General features: G+C 68.4%; 17 protein-coding genes and 3 pseudogenes. 9 read left to right on the forward strand and 11 right to left on the reverse strand.

Annotated features, from left to right (window positions below; genetic code table 11):
* Nucleotides 1-5: 5 nt before the first annotated feature.
* Genes ACIOHP_RS15150 through ACIOHP_RS15160 form a run of 3 tightly spaced genes read right to left on the reverse strand, consistent with a single transcriptional unit; the run spans nucleotide 6 to nucleotide 3380 of the window.
* Nucleotides 6-1883, reverse strand: coding sequence for a phage tail sheath family protein (locus ACIOHP_RS15150; RefSeq protein ID WP_401887487.1), 1878 nt, complete (start codon nucleotides 1881-1883; stop codon nucleotides 6-8).
* A gap of 22 nt (nucleotides 1884-1905) precedes the next feature.
* Entirely contained in the window at nucleotides 1906-2784 is an 879-nt protein-coding gene (locus ACIOHP_RS15155) for a hypothetical protein (protein ID WP_401887489.1), read from the reverse strand.
* On the reverse strand, nucleotides 2781-3380 hold the full coding sequence (locus ACIOHP_RS15160) for a DUF4255 domain-containing protein (RefSeq protein WP_401887492.1): 600 nt from the start codon (nucleotides 3378-3380) through the stop codon (nucleotides 2781-2783). The genes ACIOHP_RS15155 and ACIOHP_RS15160 overlap by 4 nt, the downstream gene beginning before the upstream one ends.
* A 198-nt stretch (nucleotides 3381-3578) precedes the next feature.
* Here ACIOHP_RS15160 and ACIOHP_RS15165 point away from each other — a divergent pair, with 198 nt between their 5' ends.
* The 5 genes from ACIOHP_RS15165 (at nucleotide 3579) to ACIOHP_RS15185 (ending at nucleotide 9505) form a co-directional block, all read left to right on the forward strand.
* Entirely contained in the window at nucleotides 3579-4475 is an 897-nt protein-coding gene (locus tag ACIOHP_RS15165) for a hypothetical protein (protein ID WP_401887494.1), read from the forward strand.
* Nucleotides 4476-4883: 408 nt separating this feature from the next.
* Nucleotides 4884-5063, forward strand: a complete 180-nt coding sequence (locus ACIOHP_RS15170; RefSeq protein ID WP_401887496.1) for a hypothetical protein — start codon at nucleotides 4884-4886, stop codon at nucleotides 5061-5063.
* A 506-nt stretch (nucleotides 5064-5569) separates the two neighbouring features.
* Nucleotides 5570-6676 carry a hypothetical protein gene (locus ACIOHP_RS15175; RefSeq protein WP_401887498.1) on the forward strand — a complete coding sequence of 369 codons (1107 nt, stop codon included), beginning with the start codon at nucleotides 5570-5572 and terminating at the stop codon, nucleotides 6674-6676.
* Nucleotides 6669-8411 carry a hypothetical protein gene (locus ACIOHP_RS15180; protein ID WP_401887500.1) on the forward strand — a complete coding sequence of 581 codons (1743 nt, stop codon included), beginning with the start codon at nucleotides 6669-6671 and terminating at the stop codon, nucleotides 8409-8411. The genes ACIOHP_RS15175 and ACIOHP_RS15180 overlap by 8 nt, the downstream gene beginning before the upstream one ends.
* The gene (locus ACIOHP_RS15185; protein ID WP_401887503.1) at nucleotides 8408-9505 is read left to right on the forward strand and encodes a hypothetical protein; all 1098 of its coding nucleotides are present in this window, start codon (nucleotides 8408-8410) and stop codon (nucleotides 9503-9505) included. Before ACIOHP_RS15180 ends, ACIOHP_RS15185 begins: the two co-directional genes overlap by 4 nt.
* Nucleotides 9506-9902: 397 nt before the next feature.
* On the opposite strand, the gene ACIOHP_RS15190 is transcribed toward ACIOHP_RS15185, so the two are convergent.
* From ACIOHP_RS15190 to ACIOHP_RS15200, 3 genes are all read right to left on the reverse strand, one after another.
* A complete protein-coding gene (locus tag ACIOHP_RS15190; protein ID WP_401887505.1) occupies nucleotides 9903-10706 on the reverse strand; it encodes an aminoglycoside phosphotransferase in 804 nt (267 codons plus the stop codon).
* Nucleotides 10707-10771: 65 nt separating this feature from the next.
* On the reverse strand, nucleotides 10772-10912 hold the full coding sequence (locus ACIOHP_RS15195) for a hypothetical protein (RefSeq protein ID WP_401887507.1): 141 nt from the start codon (nucleotides 10910-10912) through the stop codon (nucleotides 10772-10774).
* A 9-nt stretch (nucleotides 10913-10921) separates the two neighbouring features.
* Complete coding sequence (locus ACIOHP_RS15200; protein ID WP_401887509.1) at nucleotides 10922-11899, reverse strand: radical SAM protein; 978 nt, start codon at nucleotides 11897-11899, stop codon at nucleotides 10922-10924.
* A 44-nt stretch (nucleotides 11900-11943) separates the two neighbouring features.
* Here ACIOHP_RS15200 and ACIOHP_RS15205 point away from each other — a divergent pair, with 44 nt between their 5' ends.
* The gene (locus tag ACIOHP_RS15205; protein WP_401887512.1) at nucleotides 11944-12126 is read left to right on the forward strand and encodes a DUF4232 domain-containing protein; all 183 of its coding nucleotides are present in this window, start codon (nucleotides 11944-11946) and stop codon (nucleotides 12124-12126) included.
* Between the two features lie 6 nt (nucleotides 12127-12132).
* Here the strand turns inward: ACIOHP_RS15205 and ACIOHP_RS15210 are convergent, their stop codons facing one another.
* Complete coding sequence (locus ACIOHP_RS15210) at nucleotides 12133-12723, reverse strand: PadR family transcriptional regulator (RefSeq protein WP_401887515.1); 591 nt, start codon at nucleotides 12721-12723, stop codon at nucleotides 12133-12135.
* A 75-nt stretch (nucleotides 12724-12798) separates the two neighbouring features.
* On the opposite strand from ACIOHP_RS15210, the gene ACIOHP_RS15215 reads away from it, so the two are divergent.
* Together ACIOHP_RS15215 and ACIOHP_RS15220 are read left to right on the forward strand one after the other, a co-directional pair.
* The gene (locus ACIOHP_RS15215) at nucleotides 12799-13476 is read left to right on the forward strand and encodes an ABC transporter ATP-binding protein (RefSeq protein WP_401887517.1); all 678 of its coding nucleotides are present in this window, start codon (nucleotides 12799-12801) and stop codon (nucleotides 13474-13476) included.
* A 5-nt stretch (nucleotides 13477-13481) separates the two neighbouring features.
* The gene (locus tag ACIOHP_RS15220; RefSeq protein WP_401887579.1) at nucleotides 13482-16295 is read left to right on the forward strand and encodes an FtsX-like permease family protein; all 2814 of its coding nucleotides are present in this window, start codon (nucleotides 13482-13484) and stop codon (nucleotides 16293-16295) included.
* A gap of 7 nt (nucleotides 16296-16302) precedes the next feature.
* Here ACIOHP_RS15220 and ACIOHP_RS15225 read toward each other — a convergent pair whose 3' ends face one another.
* Nucleotides 16303-16764, reverse strand: a complete 462-nt coding sequence (locus ACIOHP_RS15225) for a hypothetical protein (protein ID WP_401887519.1) — start codon at nucleotides 16762-16764, stop codon at nucleotides 16303-16305.
* Between the two features lie 286 nt (nucleotides 16765-17050).
* On the opposite strand from ACIOHP_RS15225, the gene ACIOHP_RS15230 reads away from it, so the two are divergent.
* Nucleotides 17051-18214 carry a hypothetical protein gene (locus tag ACIOHP_RS15230; protein ID WP_401887522.1) on the forward strand — a complete coding sequence of 388 codons (1164 nt, stop codon included), beginning with the start codon at nucleotides 17051-17053 and terminating at the stop codon, nucleotides 18212-18214.
* Between the two features lie 78 nt (nucleotides 18215-18292).
* On the opposite strand, the pseudogene ACIOHP_RS15235 reads toward ACIOHP_RS15230, so the two are convergent.
* From ACIOHP_RS15235 to ACIOHP_RS15245, 3 pseudogenes are all read right to left on the reverse strand, one after another.
* Nucleotides 18293-18688: pseudogene (locus tag ACIOHP_RS15235) on the reverse strand (transposase family protein); the annotation flags it as partial.
* 16 nt (nucleotides 18689-18704) lie between these two features.
* Nucleotides 18705-19826: pseudogene (locus tag ACIOHP_RS15240) on the reverse strand (IS110 family transposase).
* Nucleotides 19827-20064: 238 nt separating this feature from the next.
* Nucleotides 20065-20415 (reverse strand): annotated as a pseudogene (locus ACIOHP_RS15245) (transposase family protein); the annotation flags it as partial.
* Nucleotides 20416-20701 lie beyond the last annotated feature (286 nt).

Here is a 20701-nt window from a genome sequence, read left to right on the forward strand (position 1 = left end):
TGCGGTCAACTGCGCTGGGCATCGGCGGTCCACTGGCCGACGCGGAAGATGACGAACTCGGCCGGATACGTCGGCGCCACCCCGATCAGGCAGATCAGCCGGCCGTTATCGAGGTCGTTCTGGGACATGGTGGTGCGGTCGCAGCGCACGAAGTACGCCTCCTCGGGCCGGGTGCCCATCAAGGCCCCGTCGCGCCAGACCACCAGCAGGAAGTCCTCGATCGACTGCCGGACGGAGGCCCACAGCCGCTGGTTGTTCGGTTCGAAGACCGCCCACTGGGTCGCCTTCTCGATCGAGTGCTCCAGGTAGATGAACAGCCGACGGACGTTGACGTACTTCCACTCCGGGTCCGAGGTCATGGTCCGCGCACCCCACACACGGTTGCTGCGGCCCTCGAAGAAGCGCAGTGCGTTGATCCCCTCCGGGTTGAGGACCGCCTGCTGGTCGTAGTTCACTTTGTGCTCGAACTCGGTGATCCCGCGCACCACTTCGTTGGCCGGCGCCTTGTACACCCCGCGCTCGAAGTCGCTGCGGGCGTAGATACCGGCGACGAATCCGGACGGGGGCAGCGTCAAGGTCGCTGCCGGAGTCCCGGGCTCGGGCACCGTGTTCGGGTCGAGGATCTTGACCCATGGGTAGTAGAGGGCGCCGTATTTGGTGTCGAACAGGGCCCGGAACTCGCGTACTTGGGACAGGGAGCTCTCCTTCGGCGGGTCCACGACGGCGATCCGGTACCTCAGCCGCTCGCAGTGGCCAATGAGATGGTCCACCGCCACCTTGCTCTGCCCCAGGTCCTCCCAGCGCACTGTGTCGGGCATAGCCACCACCGCGATGTCCTCGATCCCGGCGAGAGCCTCAAGTCCGGTGGCCGCCGTCGACGCGTTGGCGGGGTCGGCCTCCTGACCCTTGAAGTCGTCCGGCCGCAACTCCGTGTCGCCGTCGCTGCCACCGGTCAGGAATCCGCTGCTCGCGGGCAGCAGCAGGGCTTCGAGGAGTTGTGCCGGCGTGGGGTCACCGGTGATGCGCAGCCATACGAGGGAGAACTCGTCGGCCGGATCGACCTGGTCCAGCACGCGGCAGACGTAGCGGGCGCTGCGCTTGTCGACGGCGAGGTCGTTGTAGACATCGATCCGGCGCGACCCCAGTGTCGCGGTGACCGACAACCGGATGGGGAAGGCCGACTGGTCCGCGGGCAGTTCCAGCGCGTTCGTCCCCTGGAGCTTCAGCTCGCCGTCCGCCGGGTCGCGCACCACGACGCGGAGGTTGGCCGCCACCGGAAGGACGGTGTCGGCGGGCGCCTCGCCACCGAGCGGAGCCAGCTCCACGAGGGAGCCCACCCGCACTCCGGTCAGCCTGGGCACGGCCGGATCCCCCGTCCGCACCAGTACGTTCTTGCCCCGCTGGAAGTCGGCGTCGACCTTGATGCCGCGCCCGGCCCGCCCCGGCCAGCGGGCGCGCCACTGCGCCACCGGCGGGGTGCTCGTACCGACGGCCCGGCTCGCGAAGCACTCGTCCATCCGGCCGATGTCGACCTCACCCCCGGACCGGAACCAGGGAAAGACCCGGGCGACGTAGAGCCTGCGGCCGCCGTTGGCGAAGAAGGCCCGTGCCGAGAGCGCGAGATAGCCGGGGCCACTCTCCAGCTCCTCCACTCCGCCGAACGCCCGCTCGAAATCGGCGAAGCTGGTCAGCAGCGGCGGCGCCACGGGAACCGGCCGCACCTCGTCCTCGCCGCCGGCGGACGTGAAGGTCAGCGTGTGCGCCACCGGCCCGTAGCGGGTCAGGCCCGCCATTCCGCAGGTGCTCGTGGACACGCCCTCGATCGTCTTGGAGCGGAAACTGGTCTCCTCGACGTACACCCCGGGGGTCAGATACTCGGGCATGCGCGGACCTCCTCGGTCGCGGTCACGGGCTGAACGGGAACGGAACGGGTTCGGACAGGACACGTCCGGGCGGAAGTCGGACGAGGACGCTGCCGGCCGTCGACTGCCGGTAGCCCTGCGGCAGGCTCTCCCCGCGCATCAGCGGCGTGTCGAGCGCCGCGTCCAGCGGCGGTGGCCGGTCCGGGGTCCGGGGCACCTGTTCGACGGACAGACCCGCCAGCGGGTCTTGCTCGGGATCGGCCGGTTCGGGCGCGGAACCCGGGCCGAAGACGGAGATCCGTACCGCGATCCGGGGCGAGGCGGTGTTGAGGTCGCGGACCCCGAGGTAGGTCGCGACCAGCAGGAACTCGCCGCGCTCGTCGCCGTGCGCCCGCCCCACCAGTGCCCCGTTCGCATCCAGACGGGCCTCGACCCGCGCCCAGGGGAGGGCACCGTCGGCGGCGTGCACGACTCCGCGCAGACCCGTGGCCCCCGACGGCAGAAGGTACGCGCTGCCCGGCCACAGCCACGGGCGCAGGAGACGGGACCGTACGGGGATGTGACGGCCGGCCGCTTCCGCGGCCTCCACCTCGGCGAGTGTCCACAGCGGTACCGTGAGCCGCCGGGGAACGTAGCGCCGCCAGGGGTCGTCGATCCGTACGACGGCACTCTCCCCGGCCGGGCCGGCCGATGCCCGGCGCAGGTCGTGGAGGAGCAGGTGACGGCCGCTGCCGTTCGACTCCAGCGGGGCGTCGGCGCGTTGCAGCAGCGGATCCAGTGGCCGCCTCCCACCGGAGCGCTGCCGTCCCGGCCGACGTGGCCGTTCACGGCCGACCCGGAGCGCTGTGCCGGTGACACGTCCGGTGACGGCGTCGAGGGTTTCCACCCCGAGCGCCAGCCGATGCAGAGGAGCCGTCGTCATGTCGTCCCCTGGGGCGTCTGCCCCGCGACCACGGAGGCGACCGGCTCCGCGGCCTCCTGCGTCCGCGGGCTCTCGATGAGGACGGACCTCGCCACATACGGAAGACAGAGCCGGAAGTCGGCGGTCAGCGCCTGGAACGCCTCGCTCATGGAGTCCAGGGCGAGTTCGTCGGGCACAACCTGGATCGAGTCACCCCGGCGCCACTTCCCCCTCTCGTCCAACTGCGGGATGGTCAGGACGGGTTCGGCGGTCAGGGCGCTCACCGCCAGGCCGAGCGACTCGAGTTCGGACTCGGCCGTCGTGTCCCAGGCGGAGACCAGCAGGTGCATCCGCAGCGGCAGCCTCGGCACACCATCGGAGCCGGAGACCGCGGACCACCCGGGGCGGGTCTCCCGGTCGACCGAGAGGCGGTAGCAGTACACGGACACCGCCGGGAACTGGATCATCGCGCCGGGCTCGTTGTACCGGCCCAGGTCGCCGGTGCCCACCAGCACCGCGGTGGGCCGACGCGGCCCGGGCGGTTCCGCCAAGAAGCGGCGGTTGAGCAGGGCGACGACGCTGCGCCCCACGGCGGCGAGAGCCTGGTATCCGGCCATGGCGCCGATGCTCCGCGTCGGTCGTCACCGCAGCGTCGCCACGAGCCATCGGTGACGCGGCATCGCGCGGCTGAGAGGTGGTGTCGCCCTCCGCTCCATGGCGGTCTCGCACCGCCACGCGCCGACCGTGGCGCGTTCGGCGACGCTCAGGTGACGTGGTCGGTCCCACACTGCGCCTGACCGGTCGAAGGAGGAGTGATGGCCACCACCCATCGGGACCCGCGCAGGCCCGGCCAACGCCATGACGAGACGAAGCCGCAGCCGTGCGCGGGCTGCGACACCAGCGGGCTGGACGCACTCAAGTGCGAAGCCGAGGGCATCAAGAAGCAGGCGGAGGTCACGGCCGGCGCGGCGACCGCGGTCGGGCAGCGCCGGACGAAGTACGACGCGGCGCGCAACCTGTACACCCACGCCCGTGAGGACGCGGCCAAGTCCGTGGAGGCGTCCCGGACCCTCGCCGACCAACTGTGGGACCGGCTGAAGTGCATGATCGACGACGCGCGCGTCGTGGAGCGTATGAAGGGCGCACACCGGGTCGTACGGGAGAAGCTCGATGACTGCGGTCGCGGCACGGGCTGTTGCGCCGATGACGACTGCGAGTTCGACACGGATGTGGCCGACGTGTCGATCGGTGAGCTGCATGCGCGGCTCGCTGAGGCCCAACGTCACATCGCCCAGGCCGAGAAGTGCTTCGACGATCTCGTCATCGAGGCGGAACAGCTCACCAAGAGGGTCACCGACGCCAAGAGCGAACTCGCCGCGATCAGCGAGGAGATGGGCAAGGACCCGAAGGGCACAGCCCTGAACCGCCTGTACGCACGCCTGCTGATTGTGAAGCAGCAACTCGACGCCGTCTGGCGGGGTTTCGCTGGCCCCAACGACTACATGGACTGCCTCTGCCAGGCCCTCACCTGCGAGCTCAGGGCCTGGCAGGCGCGAGCCGTCTTCGAAGGGGCCATTGCCGTGGCGGAGTGCCGCAGCAAGGCGGAGGAAGAACGCTGCGATTCGCTGGAGAAGAACCTCGTCGCAGCACTCCTGGCCGAATTCGACAAACAGAGCACCGATCGCGACGCAGCTGACACGGACACCGTGTGATGTTCTGCCGCGCACCAGTCAAGTCGTCCGCCCACGCAGGGATTCGCCGAAGCGTCTTCCAGCCTGACAGGCCAGACAGGTTCTGAACCGCTCCGGGTTCCATGGAGCTCGCAACACGATCTTGTTGATGTGTTCTGGTCGGGCGTGACCCATGTGACGCTTCGGCGGTTCGGGATGGTGTGGGTACTCGGCCGTGGACCGTCGACGACGACTTGTGGGCACCGATCGAGCCCCTGCTTTCGCCCTGGCCGGAGGGGTCGCCGGGGCTGCGGCCGGTGGCGGACCGGCTCTGCCTGCAGGGCGTCCTCGGCGGTCGATGCGGTCGAGCCGCAGACCCGGGAGCTCCTGAAGCAGACCTCGACCATGCCTGCGACGGTGATCGCCGAGAGGAACGGTTAGGACCGGGGCATGACCGTCTTCAAAGAACGCGTACGCGAGCTGCGGACGACCTATCTGCCGGTCGATCCGGTCTCGCGCACCACCTATCAGCCGGGCGAGCTGGCCCAGTGCGACCTGTGGTTCCCGCCTGTCGACATCCCACTCGGTTACGGGCAGAGCGGGCGCCCGCCGGTACTGGTGATGGTCTAGGGCTACTCGCGGATCATCACGGCGAGGATGCTGCCCACCCACACCACCGGCGACCTGATCGACGGCCACAGGAAGCTGCAGACCGGCTGGAACGCGGTCCCGGGATTGCTGGTCTGGGACACGAGGCCAGCATCGGCCGCGGCAGGGGCGCGGCGACTTCGCCGCGTTCGCGGGCCTCCTCGCCGTCCGGATCTACCTCTGCAGGCCCCGCAGTGTCCGTCATAACAGCAAAGAATCACGGACGCGCCAATTGTCCTGGCGGCACGAGGCGTTGTCGTACAGCCATTGTCCCGGCACCGTCTGGATCCGGCGTGTTGTGGCCGGGACCCGGCGCGCGCGGCCCCCGCGTGCGCCGGGGGAGTTTGCGCCAACTGTGCACGCTATAGGGTCGATTGAACCCGATTCTCGCTATAGTTTCCTCCTTGCCCCACTAGAGGGAGCATCAGGCGACCTCGCCCATTTCGGGAGGCCGTATGCGGACTCGCGGCTCACTTTCAGTGAAATCGATGCCGAGTCTGCGCGTCGAAGGGCGGGTGTCGACGGCCCAGGTGGACAAGGTGCTGGTGGATGCTTCGGCCTACCGTCTGTCTGCCGGCACGGTTCTCCTCGATCTTGCCGCGGCGACCGCGTTCGACGTGGCGGCGTTGCAGCAATTGCTGTCGACGATTGCAGCCCGCAGGAACGAAGGCGTAGAGACCATGATCCGGCTGCCTGCGGACGCCGCCGCTCGGCACATCCTGCGTCTGTGGCGGTTCCCGCACGCGGTCGGCTCGGTCGCCCGGGTCCCGTTCAGGGTCCTGGTCACGCCCGAGGATCGTGCGTATTTTGGCGAGAAAACGCTGCCCGCGCCGCTGGTCAGCGACGCTGGGAGTCCACGCTCCTCGGTTCTTGCCTATCTCACGGCCCAGCAGCGCTTCGGCCTGCGTCCCTACCGGCTCGACGACGAGCTGGCCCGGCTCCACATGCTTGAGGGCGAGACGTCCTGCTGGGGCGGCTTCGCTCTGACACGGCTGCTCCAGAGCGTTCTCGCGGGGCCCGCTTCCGAACTGATCCGCGTACTGGTCCAGGAGCTTGTGAGTGGCCCGTTGCAACGCAGCAGCGGGAGGGTCGCGATCACCGGTGCGCAACTCGAGCTGCCCGATGAGAAGTCCGGCACGGGCACACTCACCCTCGCCGTATGGGACGACAGCGAATCACTGATCACCCACCTGAGGAAGCGCGAACCGGTTGCCGAGGTACTGAGGGCCGACGAGTTCGCCCTGTCTGCCAACGGCTGGTCTCCCGGCGAGGAACTGGGTCGCGCCCACTGGCGGCACTGGCCGGATTCCGAGGATCCCGAGGTACTCCTGGCAGGATTGATCGGCAGTGCACCGCGCGACCGGTACGCGAAAGGCCATGCGGAAGGCAGCCACGGCCTGTATGCCCTCTACAACTGCGCGGTCGATGCGTTCGGCGGGAGCCTGCGCATCGAGTCGCGGCAGACCCGGCTGGAGGTGTCCGCCGTTCCGGGTTCGGGCACGGTCCGGTACCGGGTCGATGTGGCCACCGGATCCCAACTCCCCTACCAGCACGGAAATCTGCTTACCGTGCGGCTACCGGTGCGTGATGACTAGGCCCCTGGTCACGGCCCGGCAGATCACGGTGGGCCGCGATGCCCCCGAGCTGGTGCCGGAGGAGCGCGACGACTTCTACCAGTGGTTGGGCAAGATCCTCATGGGCCAAACCGCTTTGACCAGGCCCGCCGGAGACACGGTCTACATCACCTCCGAGGAACTCAACGATGACTCCTTCAGGGTCGAGGAGTATCTGGGAAGAACACTGCCCAAAGGCCGTGCGCCCCAGCTCCTCATCATCGATCTGGCGGCGAACCCCTACGGCCAGCTGCGCGAGTCGCTGGTCATCGGCGTGGCCAGCACCGTTCAGAGGTGGCTCGCGCAGGTCGCCAACCGGTCGCTCGCGATTCTTCTGCCGGAGCTGCCCCATGAGGGGTCCGAACTCTGGCGCACCTTGCGTACGAGTGCGGGCAGTCGAGTGCGTGAGGCCAAACTGGTGGTCATCTCCAATGACGGGACGACCAAGTGGCTGCACGGCGACAGCAGCTGCTTCCGACAAGACTTCGAGTCGGTCTACGTGCTGAAGCAGGATCCGCCCCCGAGGGACCCGGGCGAGCAACTGTCGCGTCAGATCGTTCGAAGGCTCGGCCACTATGCCTCCCGCGGACGCGCCGACCCGCACTGCAACCGCTACTTCTTCGATGCCGAGCACGCCGCGCCGGAGATCGGTGAGCTCGCCGAACGCTGGCTGCGCGGAACGGTCCTGGCCGATCGCGAGGTGTCGAGCGACCTCATGCTGCTGAGCAAAGATCGCCAGACGGGTCTTGACGAAGCCATCGCGGGTATCGCCAGTGGGCTGGGCCTGGAATGCGGGACGTTCGACGCCGAAGGAAGAATCTTCGACGCCGGCGGGGCGCTGCTGGACGCCTCGAGGATCCACAAAACTGTCGTGCTCTTTTTCGCCGTGGTCAGCAAGCGGGAGAAGTTCGAGAAGATCATTAGAGCTCTGCGCCGGGACAAAATCCAGTTGGCGCAACGGGCCTGGACCGTCCTGGCTACCGATGTGGACGCGAAATTCGTGGATTCAGCGCTTCCGCTCGACGCCGAGCAGACACTCAGCCGCAAGGCATTTCGCCATCAGGAATGCGAGCAGTGCAGCATCGGGCTGCCCCACACTGACCCGTCGCGAGAACACCACGCATTGCGTACCTACGACGCCTGGGACATCCTTCTCACATCGAGGTGGGGAGAGGAAGAGGTCTTTCCGACAGCGGACGGGCTGTTCTTCCCCTTCGTCCCCGACATGGGGGACGTATTCGACAAGTACGGGGACTGCATCGCGTCCAAGGTGATCAACCTCCTGCGAGCGCTGGGGCCGGCGCCTTCCAGCGTGGTCCTCGTCTGTCCTGATGAGGACCACATCAACAAGCTCGTCGACAGGATCAGCACCCTCATGAAGGGTCGGCCGGTGAAGATAGCGATTCCGGGCGAGGCCCTGGACCACAGCACGTCCTCCGGCGGCGCGAGGGCCCGGGCCCGTCGGCGCAGGGCACCGGGCAGTGACGTCTGGCGGCGCCAACTCCGTCCGCTGCGGGGGCGCAAAAGCAAAGTGGTGATTCTCGACGAGTTCAGGGCGACCGGCCTGACGGCCCGCGCGATGCATTCGCTCCTGCTGAGTGAGAACGTCCATCCGGTGGCGTACATACCTATCCTCGATTTCTCTGGCGAGACGGATCTCGACGGGCTGCCCGTCCACTCCCTGTACCGGATACGAGCGACCAGGAGCGGAGCATGAGGGTCGGGGGCGGCGTGTGGGATCAATCGGCTGAAGAGGCCTGCCGGACGCTGGTGTACCTCCTACACAACCGAAAATGGGTGCCGGCCGGCCGCAATCCGGATGAACTCGCCTACGTCAAACGGAACATGCTGATCGCCGACTACGCGCGCCAGTCCCTGGACCTCCCCACAGAGCTGCGCCAGGAGCTCGACCGCATAGTCGTGGAATCCTTCCTGCCGCCCAACCCGACTGCCCTCAGGGGGAAATTGGACATGGCACCCAAGGCAGCCGAATCCGTAGACATCGCTGTGATCGTCGTCATCCTTGAGGAGCTCGATGCGGCACTCGGCGCCTTCGGCATGACTCAGGACGACTTCAACAAGCGTGATGTCGTGGGTGATCAGCGCTTCTACCGGACCCGCCTGCCGAACGGATACCGCCCGCAGAAGCCGCTCTCGGTCGTCATCACCACGGCGGGAAAGGCGGGCAACGTACAGATGGCGAAATCCGTCAGCGCTCTTCTCAAGCGCTATGAGCCGGAGTTGGTCTGCCTGCTGGGCACCGCCGGAGGTGTCAAGGACGAAGTGCAGACCGGGGATGTGGTGGCCTGTGACCGCGTCTACTACTACCCGCCCGGCCGCCGCGGGCCCGGACAGGTCGTGCAGCCGCGCCCCAGACACGCGCAGGGGCGCAGCGACTTCGGGCACGGACTCTATTACTACGCCCCTGGAAGGACAGGCTTCCAGGACAAGGTCAGGGAGTTCATCGGCGGTCTGCTGCCCGACGAGATTCCCGTGACCTTCTCGGCCGATCGCATGCCGGAGGTGCACACCACCAATGTCACCATCGCCTCGGGCGAAGAGGTCCTCAGGGACGGGGAGTTCCTGCCGGGTCTGCACCTGATCGACAACACCATCCGCGCCGCTGACATGGAGGCATACGGATTCTCCCAGGCCGTGGATGGCCTGCCATGGCTGATCTTCCGTGGCATCAGCGACTACGGCCCGGACCGCGAGGATCGCTGGAAGTACGTCTCGACGTCGTTCGCCGCCATCTGCCTCGAGGATTTCCTCGGGACTCAGTACCTGCCGCCGGACACCGACGACCTGTGACTTGGCGGAGGACCTGCGAACTCCGGGTCTATGACCGCAACTGGACCGTATGTAGCCAGGAGCCCGATGCCGGCACGCACCTCACGGACACGCCGGTGACGTGGTTCACGGTCAAGGACGACGAGTCCTGCTGACAGACACCCGGTAGCTCGTAGCGGCGGTGGCGGTAAGTCAGCCACTCGGCGGCCAAGATGTGCGTGAACTGCTCAAGGTAGAGGGTATTCCGCAGCAGGCCGCGTCGGATCTTGCCGCGGGTCAGGTCGACATTGAGCCTATCCGGGTCGTCGAGCAGCGGAGTCTGCGGAGGTGCCCGATCAAGATCGCGCCAGTCTCGTGCAGCTACTTGGAAGCCCCGAACTGTCCTGCAGGGCGGGCCTTGGAGGGGCATGGGGTGGGGTCAGGATTGTGTTTGGAGGTGTTGGTGCCAGGCGGTGGCGGCCTGTTGCATCGGGTTGGCCCAGTCGTCGGGGCTCTGGGCGGCGATGGAGTCCCACAGGCGCTGTTGGGCTCGGGCGAGCGCATTGAGGCCCTGGGGCGGGGCGTCTTTCCAGGCCGGGTGGGCGGCGGCTGCTGTTTCGGCTTGCTGTGGGGTGTGGCCGTGGGCGATGAGCCAGAGCAGCCAGAGGGCGGGGTCGATCCAGGGGGCGCCGGTGGAGGCCCATCCCCAGTCCACGAGGAGTGCTCCGTGGCTGGTGATGAGGATGTTGTGGGGGTTCCATTCGGTGTGCAGGAGTCTGTTGCCGGCGAACCAGGTGAGGTCTGCGGGGTCGTCCACGTAGGTCCTGAGCCGGTGCGCCATGGACTTCAGTTCGAGCGGTGGCGTGGGCAGGGCGGCGAGTCGGGTCATGGTGGCCGTGAGGGCGGGCAGGTCGAGGGAGGCGGGCGCGAAGTCGGCGTGGTGGCCCGGCACGTACTCGAAGCCCAGGAGGCTCCAGCCGTCCTCTTGGATGTGCCAGTGCAGTGCTGGCCCGATGCCCTTCAAATGCGGGCCGAGATCCGCCTCCCGCTGCTGGGTCCGCACGCGCGGGTGATCCAGGGGCAGTCCCTTGACGAACAGGGTGCGCTGGGCGGTTTGTACGCGGGCGGCGATGGCGCTGTTGAGGCCGGTGTTGATGGTCTCGGTGTCGATGACGGGGCCGCTGCTCTTCTCGATCAGCCGCAGCACGGTGTCCGGGAGTTGGGTGAACCGCAGCGTGGGCAAAGGGGTTGCTCCTATGCGTGGGGGCACCGGGGCCGCGCGGTGGCACGGCCCCGGCTCGGGTGGGGCTAGTTGTAGGGGTTGTCTTCTCCGCAGCCCGGCAGGGTGTGGGCGGTCAGTTCTTCCACGTCGGCGACGAAGATGATCTGGTCCGGGTCTTGTGTGTCGGGTTCTGGTTTGCGGGTCAGTTCGATCATGACAGTGGTCATGTGGCTACCTCATTTTCCGTGTTGGCAGTAGTGCTTGAGTGGTGCCTTCGCCTCCTGGAGGACTTTTGCCATCGGCCGGCATACCCTGCAGGTGCCGGACAGGGTGCAGCCGCTGCATCCTCCGGTGCGAAGCATGAGGGAGTCGGCGATGCGGCCGAGCCGTGTGAGGTCTTGCACGCCCTCGGTGATCAGGTCGATGTGCGGTTCGCGGACGACCTTGCAGATCGACGCGTGTCCGAACGGGTTGGCGTGGAAGAACGTCACGCCTGCGGGGCAGCCGGTGAACGGCTGCCGGTGGGTCAGGTGTTCGGGGGACTGCTGCGGCAGCGGTTCGGCGGTGCCGTGGATCGTCGGCGAGATGGTGGCGTACTCGCGAAACGCCACCCCGAGACGGCGCGCCCAGGTGCGCATGGCGTCTGCTTCGTGTGCGTTGTCCCGGACGATGATCAGGCTCAGGTCGAGGTTCAGGCCCGCGGCGAGCGCCTTGTTCAGGCCGCGGGTGAAGCGGTCGAATCCGCCGCGGCGGCGCGTCACCCGGTCATAGGTTGCGGCGGTCGCGCCGTACAGGCTCAGCGTGAGCTTGGCCGGCGGGTGGGTGCGCAGCAGGTGGAGGATGCGGTCGTTGTGGAGCCGGGATCCGTTGGAAAGGATCTCCAGTTGCATGCCGAGCTCGTAGGCGAGTTGGTAGGACTGGGGGAAGTCGGGGTCGATCAGCGGCTCCCCGCCGGTCATCTGGAGCCAGATCACGCCCGCGTCGCGCAGGATGGTCAACAGTGTGCGTTTGCCGTCGATGTCCAGGCCTTCGAACCGCTTCGGGCCGAGGTAGCACATCACGCAGTCGTAGTCGCAGCCCAGGTTGAGCTCCCAGGTGGCGCGGCTGAACGCGTACGGCCCGGCCTCGCGCAGCAGGACGACGTCGTCGACGTGTCGGCCGGCCAGGTTCAGGTCCCATTGCGTGCGGACGGCATCCGTAAGCCACTGCGGCACGATGCCAGCCCCTGGCGCGCGCAGTTTCTCGAACCGGGCTGCGGGTGACGCTGAAGCCCGGCGCCAGGGCGCGGTCGGCGCTGACGTTCACTAACCGGGAGGTCACCGGCGTGACCACCGTGCCCCCGGTGGCGGTCCTCGTCATCCCGCCCGACGAGACCGAGTCGTTCAAGGTGGCGTGGAAGGCGGCAAGGTCTCCAGCACGGGCAACACGGTCCCGCAGGTGAGCCCCTTCAGGCCGGGCGACGGCGGCTGACCTCCTCTGAGTCGCCGTCGGCCGCGGTCCCGCCCCGCCCGGCCGCCGGCGCGAGCCGCACGGCCGCGCCCTCCACCAGCCCCAGGTCGGCCTTGGTGTGGCCGATGGCCGCGTCGAGGAGGAGGGATACCAGCGGGTCGCCGGTGTGGGTGCGGCGCAGCCGGGTCAGTCCGGCGAGTTCGGAGAGGTAGGTCTGGCGCTGCGCCGCGACGAACTCCTCCAGCGCTTCGGCGCCGAGCGCGCGGGCGCCGAACAGCTTCAGGAAAAGCTCGTCGCGGAACCCGCCCGTGCGCACCCACGCACTGGTGGCCCACTCCCGCACCTCCTGCTGCCCGGCCGGGGTGAGTTGGTAGAGGGTCTTGTCGGGCCGGTCCGGCTGGGCCACCTGGGAGCGGGTGACGAAGCCGTCGCGGACCAGCCGGTCGAGGATCTGGTACAGGTGGCCGATATTGAGGCCGCCCCACTGCGGGCCGATGGCCTCCTCGAAGCGGCCCTTGAGCTCGTACCCATGACTCTTCCCCTCGGTCAGCAGGGCGAGCACGGCGTGGTGCAGCGGCAATTTACACACCTCCTGGATTGTGACAATGTACCGCTGCATTGTCACAATGTAGGAGGACTGGCAGTGGGCGTGAGGTTGAGGGGCGTGACCCGCCGGTATCCGGGGCTGGTCGCCCTGGATGGCGTCGATCTGGAGATCGGCGACGGCGAGGCGGTCGCGGTCACCGGCCCGTCGGGTTCGGGGAAGTCCACCGTGCTGCACTTGGCCGGCGGCATGGATCGGCCGGACGAGGGGGTGATCGAGGTCGACGGCGCGGAACTGACGGCCCGTCAACTTGACGCTCACCGTCGCCAGATCGGGTTCGTCTTCCAGCGTTTCCACCTGCTGCCCGCGCTCACCGTGCTGGACAACGTCCTCGCGCCCGTGCTGCCCCGCAGGGTGGACTTCGACCGGCGGGCCCGCGCCATGGAAGTCCTGGAGGCCGTCGGCCTCGCCGCCCGCGCCGACGCCCTGCCATCCGAACTCTCCGGCGGCCAGCAGCAACGGGTCGCGACAGCAAGGGCATTGATCAACCGCCCGGGCCTGCTCCTCGCGGACGAGCCGACCGGCAACCTCGACAGCGCGACCGGCCGGGAGATCATCGATCTCCTGCTCTCCCTGCGCGAGCGCTACGGCATGACCCTGCTGCTCACCACCCATGACCCCGAAGTCGCCGTGAGCTGCGACCGGATCGTCCGGCTGCACGACGGTCGGATCGTCGCCGACGAGCGAGTCGCCCCCAACGACGACGTGTTCGACCGGCTCGGAGGCCTGCGCCCGTGATCACCATGATCCTGTCCCAGTTGTGGCGCCGCCGCTCCCGCGCCTTGGCGCTCGCCTCGGGCATCCTGGTCGCCGCCACCAGCTTCACCCTGCTCAGCGCGACGGTCACCACCAGTCAGGCCCGCACCACCGGCCTCGTCGAGGACAGCTCCCGCTCCGCCTACGACCTCCTGGTTCGACCGCCGGGCGCCGGCAGCGACGTCGAGAAGAAACAGGGCCTGGTCGAGGCCAACTTCCTGTCCGGCATCTTCGGCGGCATCACCCTCGGCCAGTACCAACACATCAAGTCCCTCGCCGGGATCGAGACCGCCGCACCGGTCGCCAACATCGGCTACCTCATGGTGCAGAGCACGGTCCCGGTCGACGTGTCCGCCTTCCGCGACAGCGATGCGCCTGCCCAACTCCTGCGCCTTACACCGACGCTGAAGGCCGGACTGAGCAGTTACCCGATGGCCGACCAGTACGTCTACCTGACCCGCAAACCGATCGTCACGTACGAGAAGTGGAACGAGGCCGAGAACACCTGGCCCGACCTCCAGCACGAGATCGCCGGCGACAAGAAGTACGCGGTGTGCTGGTTCTACAACGAGGACAAGAAGGGGGACACATTCGACATCCTCGGTGAGCGGCTGCCCCAGCCGCTGTTTGTGTGGAACCCCGTCCCCAAGACGGCCTTCACCCCCGACGCCCGCTCCCGGATGACCTGCATACCGGGCGACGGCAAGGCCACGGCGCAGATCCCGGTCGCCTACCCGGTGCTCCTGTCGGCGATCGACCCCGCCGCCGAGGACCGGCTGGTCGGTCTGGGCGGCGCGGTCACCTCGGGCCGGATGCTCACCGGCAAGGACAAGCCCTTCTGGGGGCCCGACGCCTTCGACCTGAACCCGGTGGAGTCCGAACGGCAGCACGATTACCAGGTCCCCGTCATCCTCAGCAGCCGAACCCTCACTGCCGGCGCCCTGAAGGCCACCGTCCAGCGGCTCGACGTCGACGATCCCGCCGCCCTGCCCGCCGAGCTGGCGAGCCCCCAGGCCCACGACTACGTCAACGGCCTGCACGGCAGCGCCGCAGGCGAGGTGACCGCCGACCTCGACGCCGGCTTCCGCACCATCACCAGTGACGACGATTTCGAGGTACCCCTGTACTGGACCGCCGGCCCCGTCGACTACCGCGCCACCGAGGACGGTCTCACCGCGCGGACCCGCTCCGCCCAGCCGCGCGACATGTGGCGGACCAACGTCGAGGACGACCTGGTGCCGAACGTCCCGGAGGAGAACACCGGCACTCAGTTCCGTGAGGTCACCGCCCACGCAGCCACCGACTGCATGGCCTTCAAGACGTGCACAGGCAAGGACGCCGGGCGTGGCCCGACACCGGTCCTGAACATCGTCGGCCGCTACGACACCGACAAACTGCGCGGCTTCTCCGCCCTTTCCCAGGTCCCCCTGGAGACCTACCGGCCCCCGCAGGTCACCGGCGCCGACATGGCCTCCCGGGCCGCCCTCGGCAACCAGCCGCTACGCCCCGACCGCAACCTCGGCGGCTACCTCAGTCCGCCGCCCACCCTGCTCACCACGCTCGATTCGCTCTCCGTCATCACCCACAGCCGCAGAAAGCCCACCGCGCAGGAGAAGGCACCCGTCAGCGCCATCCGCATCCGGGTGGCCGGAGTGACCGGCGTCGACCCCGCTTCCCGCGCCCGCGTCAACTCCGTCGCCGGACAGATCCGCACCGCCTACCCCAAGCTCCAGGTGGACGTCACCGTCGGCAGCTCGCCCGCCCCGCAGACCGTGGCACTGCCGGGAGGCGTCAAGGTCACCGAGTACTGGGTCGCCAAGGGCGTCGCCCTGAGGATCCTGCGGGCCGTGGACACCAAGAGCGCGGTGCTGTTCGGACTGGTCCTGGTGGTCTGCGGACTCTTCCTCGCCCAAGGCGCCCTGGCCTCCGTGCGCTCGCGCCGCACCGAGATCGGCACGCTGCGCTGCGTCGGCTGGAGCGCGCCGGAGATCCTCCGGCTGATCCTCGGCGAACTCGCGGTGATCGGGCTCGCCGCGGGCACGCTCGGCGCCCTCCTCGCCTACGGCCTGGGCGCCCTGCTCGGCCTGCCCACCTCGGCGGCGAAGGCGGCCCTCGTGCTGCCCGTCGCCCTGCTGCTCGCGCTGACCGCGGGCGTGCTGCCCGCCTGGCGGGCCACCCGGGTGCAGCCGCTGGACGCCGTCACACCCCCGGTCACCGGTGTCCGACGGGCGGTCGCCGTGCGGTCGGTGGCCGGCCTCGCGCTGCGCAACCTGCTGCGCGTCCCCGGCCGGACCGTGCTCGGCGCGGCCGGTCTGGCGCTCGGCGTGGCAGCGTTCACCGTGCTGCTCTCCCTCACCCTCGCCTTCCGCGGCCAGGTGGCCGGCTCGCTGCTGGGCAACGCCGTCGTCGCCCAGGCCCGTACCGCCGACTACCTCAGTGTCGCCCTGTCGCTGGTACTCGGCGCGGCCGGCGCCGTGGACGTCCTGGTCCTCTCTCAGCGGGAGCGGGCCGCCGACCTAGCCGTACTGAGCGCCACCGGCTGGTCGAGGCGCGAACTCAGCCGCCTCGCCCTGTACGAGGGCGCCGGCCTCGCCCTGCTGGGCGGCCTCACCGGAGCCGTCGCAGGACTGGCCACCGTCTTGATGATCGGTCAGGGATTGTGGGAGGGGCGGCTGTTGACGATGGCCGGTGCAGCGCTTCTGGCGGCCCTGGCCGGGGTCGGCCTGGTCTGTGGTGTGCTCTCCCTCCCGATCCGGGCCATGTCCCGTATCGCCCCGGCCCAACTGCTGGCGAGGGAGTGAGCGGCGGTCAGCAAGGCTTGCGCCACACCCCCAGCTCGTGGTCGCACGATTTGTATGCGCTACACGCGACCTCGCCGACGCCGTGGAGGATGTCGAGACTGGCGCCGTCATCCGCTTCCGGGGAACGCCAGACGAGGGTGCCGCTGCTGTTGTCGCTCCAGAACTGCCGTAGCCCGACCCCGCCTTGGGGTCGGGTGAAGGGTACGACCACCTCGAAGTTCCCGTGGTCTCCGGTGGTGAAGTCCGACTGGATGAACGCCGCCGGGCCACAGACCCCCTGGTGCTCCGGGGTGATCCATACGGCGTGCTGCCACGGCTGGTCGACGCTGTTGTTGTCGTGCCTGTCGGTCCGGGCGTTGTCGCGGAAGTACGGCGTCCACCGGCGTCTGGTGCGGGAGGCTCTGGCCTCACCGGTGGCGAAGCCGCGCAAGCGTCCGGTGCGGACCTCGCCACGGATGGAGCCGTACAAGAAGACGGTCGACGACTGGCTTCGAGCGCCTTTGCGGCCGTGAGGGAGTTCGTCGGTAGGCCCCGGGAAAGCAGGCTCACCCCTCGGCAACCCTGCGGCCGATCGCGACGGACGCCGGTACAACTGTTGGACGTCGGTGTGTGTCTGATGTACGCAACTTGCCTTCCCCGGCTCACCGCCCATCTTCGTCACATCACCCAGAGGCAATTTCATGATCCGCTCCGATCACAGCTTCCGTACCCTTCGCAGGGCTGTCGGAACTATCGGCGCCGGCGCGCTGATCACGTTGAGCACCGCTCCCTGCGCCGTGGCTGATGGTTCCGGGACCGGGCTGGTGCTGGAGACCATCGCGCCGATCAGCGCAGTGCAGCCGGGGAGCACCTTTGAGGCGCCGGTCGCCTTCGGTAACAAGGGCACCCAGGCGTTGGAGAAGGTCTGGCTGCGGTACACCGTCACCCAGGGGTTGGATTACGCCGACATGCCCTCGAACTGCGTGCGGTGGGACATCAACTCGTACGACGAGTTGCCGGCCAGATCCCAGATGACCTGCGAGTTCGACCAGGCCGTAGAGCCGGATGTCGTCTACGCGCCCGAGAAGCTGACCCTCAAGGCTCTCGACCGGGCGCTGTACGACGATCTCGAAGTCGCCGTCGGGAGCTGGGACTTCGGCCCCGACGAGGGCGCCCACGGGCCCGTGCGCGGAACCGCTCCTGCGGCGAAGCTGGTGGAGCGGCCCGGCTCCGTTCTCACCGGCAGTAGCTCGGGGAACCCCGACTATGCCGAGGCCCGGGTGCGGGTGAACGCGGCGAACACGGCCGACTTCCAGGTGTCGGGAGCGCGGCTGGAGGGCCGGGTCGGAGACACGATCGACCTGCAGGTGAAGTTCACCAACGCCGGCCCCGCTTGGGTATTGGTGGAACTGGGCCCTCCGGTGCCGACCCGAGTCCTGATCAAGATTCCCTCGGGTACGACCGCGGTCAAGGCGCCGAACTGCAAGAAGCCGGCACCCGGAACCTACGACTGCTACATCGCACAGGGCTGGGTGGAGGAGGACCAGGTGAACACCTACTCCTTCAAGCTGAAGATCGACAAGGCGGTGGCGGGGGCCGAGGGCTCGGTGGCCCTCACTGCCGAATCCCGCCCGTACGACGTGAACAAGGCGAACGACAAGGCCGACATCCTGCTCGACGTCGAGGGCAGTGGTTCGACGGGCGGGAGCGGGTCGGCGGGCGGTTCGGGTTCCACCGGCGGAGGCGGGACGACGGGGGAATCCGGGACCACCGGCAGCTCCTCGGCCACCGGATCTTCTAGGAGTGCCTCCACCACCGGCGGTGACCTCGCCGCCACCGGTTCCGGTCCTGCGCTGCCCCTCGCGGGCGCCGCGGCTGCGGTAGTAGCCGCCGGTGCGGGTACGGTCCTGCTCGTACGTCGCCGCGCGGCCCGGCGGTAACCCGTTCGGCGCGCATACCTGAGGGCGTCGCGCCCCGCACGGCTCGCAGGGGCGGCCCGCTCGCAGTGAGCTTCTTGAGCGTTGCCGCTCCAGCGTGAGGATGGCTTTGGCGATTGACGTCATTCGATTCGGGCTGCACCGGGACCTGCGGAAGATGCTCCAGGACTTCAAGCGCGCGACGCCGCGTTCGACTGGTGCGCGTGCAGCGGCCGGCGCCCGGTTGAGGGTCTTTTCGGTGGGGGTGAGTTCCCGCAGGGGCCTGCGCTTGATGCCGGTGGTCAGCCACGGGCCGGCGCCCTGGTAGGCGAGATCGGCCAGGATGGGAACGCCCTGGCGCTCGCAGATCCGGATGATCCGGTGGGTGCGGGCGGCGGTCAGGTCGTGAGTACGGCCAGGCAGAAGGGGCGAGAGCCACAGCAGTCGGCCACCAGGGTCGGTAACGACCTGCACGTTCACGCCGTGGCGCCGGTGTTTGATGCCCCTATGTTCGTCAAGCTGCGGTCATCAGGGTCGCTGAAGTATCAGGCTGCTGGTGGCGGGTGATCATGTCCGCGCGGATCAGTTGGTACACCTCGCGGGCTGCGTAGCGCTTCAGGCAGCGCATGACCTCGCATTTCCCCTTTCCTTCGGCGGTGCGTCGCTCCAGGTATAGGCGGGTGCGCTCGTCTTGTCGCATACGGGTGACCACGATGCGGTGCAACGCGGCGTTGGCCTGCCTGTCTCCGCCGCGGTTGAGTCGACGGCGCTGGCTCTTCCCTGAGGACTTCTCAACAGGACTGACACCGCACAGGGCGGCTAAGGGTGCCTCGCTGCCCAGCCGTTCCGGGTTGTCGCCTGCGGTGATCAGCAGGGCCGCCGCGCTGTCCGGTCCGATCCCGAGGGCTTCAGCAGGCTGGGCGCGGTAGCCCGGACCGCTATGGTCGTGCGCCTTCCGAGCTCGGTAGCTTCTTGCCGAAGCTGCGCAACGCGCTGTGCCAGCAGCCCCAGCGTGAAGACTGCCGCGTCAGCTACCGGGTTGCCTTCGCGGGCGTCGGCCAATTCTGCGCACCGGCGGACCAGTTGCGAAGTCGAGAGCGGCTCCAGCTCCTCGCGTAGGGCGGACGGAGCGTTGATCAGCACGGCCTTGAGCTGGTTGAGGGCTTGGGCGCGGGCTTTGACCACGGAGTTCTTCACCAAGCCGAGCATACGCAGCGCTTCCACTTGCCCGTCGCCGCTCTTCGGTAGCGCCCGTGCGATGCCGGACAGCGCGGCCCGGGCGGCAGCCTCGGCGTCGACGGCATCGGTCTTGCCACGGCGGCGCCGGGTGGATCGGTCGGGCTGGCCAACCTCCACCACCGGAACCTGCTGGGTCGCGAGGTAGCGGGCCAGACCCGCACCATAGGAACCGGTGCACTCCACCCCAGCCCAGCACCGTCCCGCACTGGCGCGCCCAATCGAGAAGGTGACGGTAGCCGGCCGCGGTGGCCGGGAACTCCCCGCTGCTCAGCAGCCCGCCAAGGTGGTCAACGACGGCGGCGACGTGCACGTCCTTGTGGGTGTCGACGCCGAGCACCACCACGCACGGCTCGGCCGCGGCCCCGACAGCGTGGACAGCAGGAAAGCCAGCAGACATGCTGAGGGTGGTCACAGTGCTCCTGTTCGACGACGTACCGATAGTCAGTGCCGGTCGGTGAAGCGGTCAGGACTGTGACAGTGCCTTCGAGGCCAAGGCCCCTATCGGGACACGCTCCGCCGGCCCGGTGCCGGTACGTGTCGCTCCGGCCAGGCTGACAGATCAAACACAACGCACAAGCAGCCAGTGAGAGTACGAGTCAAGCCTTGGCCAGAACGACACGGCCACCATCCTCACAGTGGGAGTAGTCGGCCCGTCCGTCGCCGACCCGGTCGCACTCGGCAAGTGTGCCGTCCAGAAGGACGAAGTCGGGACCGGTCTCGCGCAGGACCTTCAGCAGGCCCGGCGCGCGGTCGGCGAGCAGGTCGATGACCCGGCTGCTGTAGGCGTGGGCAGTGGACTCGCTGATCCCGAACCCGGCGGCGATCGTCGCCAGGGTGGTGTGCTCGCACAGATACACCAGTGCCACCATCGCACGCTGAGACGGGTGGAGCTTGCAGCGCCGGTCGCCCTCACGGATGACAACCACTATGGTCACCCACTCCACGAGCGCATGCGGCAGGTCGAGTGCGGCAGGGTAGATGACCAACGAGGCCCCCGAGCAAAGTGATTGAGACGTCAGACATCTCGATCAACAGCCCGGGGGCCTCGCTCGTTGCGCTTCGCACGCCGTCACCCGATCGGTAGCCACATCGAAGAAGTTCAGTGGTCCTTGGGCCTGGACCTGCTCCGGCTTGCCGGCGATGGGTGCCGGCGCACTATTGACGCGGAGCAGAGAGGTGGTTGGTCTACCACCAAGAGGTGCACTGGATGCCACTGTTGCCGCCCTGGCTCAGCAACCGCGCGCAGACGCGGAAGGCCCGGCTCGACGAGCT

This window comes from Streptomyces sp. NPDC087859 (assembly GCF_044742595.1).
GTDB classification, from domain to species: domain Bacteria; phylum Actinomycetota; class Actinomycetes; order Streptomycetales; family Streptomycetaceae; genus Streptomyces; species Streptomyces canus_F.

Coding starts and splice junctions, on each gene's coding strand:
- ACIOHP_RS15175 (WP_401887498.1), top strand. CDS start 5,570: ATGCCGAGTCTGCGCGTCGAAGGGCGGGTGTCGACGGCCCAGGTGGAC.
- ACIOHP_RS15185 (WP_401887503.1), top strand. CDS start 8,408: ATGAGGGTCGGGGGCGGCGTGTGGGATCAATCGGCTGAAGAGGCCTGC.
- ACIOHP_RS15150 (WP_401887487.1), bottom strand. CDS start 1,883: ATGCCCGAGTATCTGACCCCCGGGGTGTACGTCGAGGAGACCAGTTTC.
- ACIOHP_RS15160 (WP_401887492.1), bottom strand. CDS start 3,380: ATGGCCGGATACCAGGCTCTCGCCGCCGTGGGGCGCAGCGTCGTCGCC.
- ACIOHP_RS15170 (WP_401887496.1), top strand. CDS start 4,884: ATGACCGTCTTCAAAGAACGCGTACGCGAGCTGCGGACGACCTATCTG.
- ACIOHP_RS15155 (WP_401887489.1), bottom strand. CDS start 2,784: ATGACGACGGCTCCTCTGCATCGGCTGGCGCTCGGGGTGGAAACCCTC.
- ACIOHP_RS15195 (WP_401887507.1), bottom strand. CDS start 10,912: ATGACCACTGTCATGATCGAACTGACCCGCAAACCAGAACCCGACACA.
- ACIOHP_RS15180 (WP_401887500.1), top strand. CDS start 6,669: ATGACTAGGCCCCTGGTCACGGCCCGGCAGATCACGGTGGGCCGCGAT.
- ACIOHP_RS15165 (WP_401887494.1), top strand. CDS start 3,579: ATGGCCACCACCCATCGGGACCCGCGCAGGCCCGGCCAACGCCATGAC.
- ACIOHP_RS15220 (WP_401887579.1), top strand. CDS start 13,482: ATGATCCTGTCCCAGTTGTGGCGCCGCCGCTCCCGCGCCTTGGCGCTC.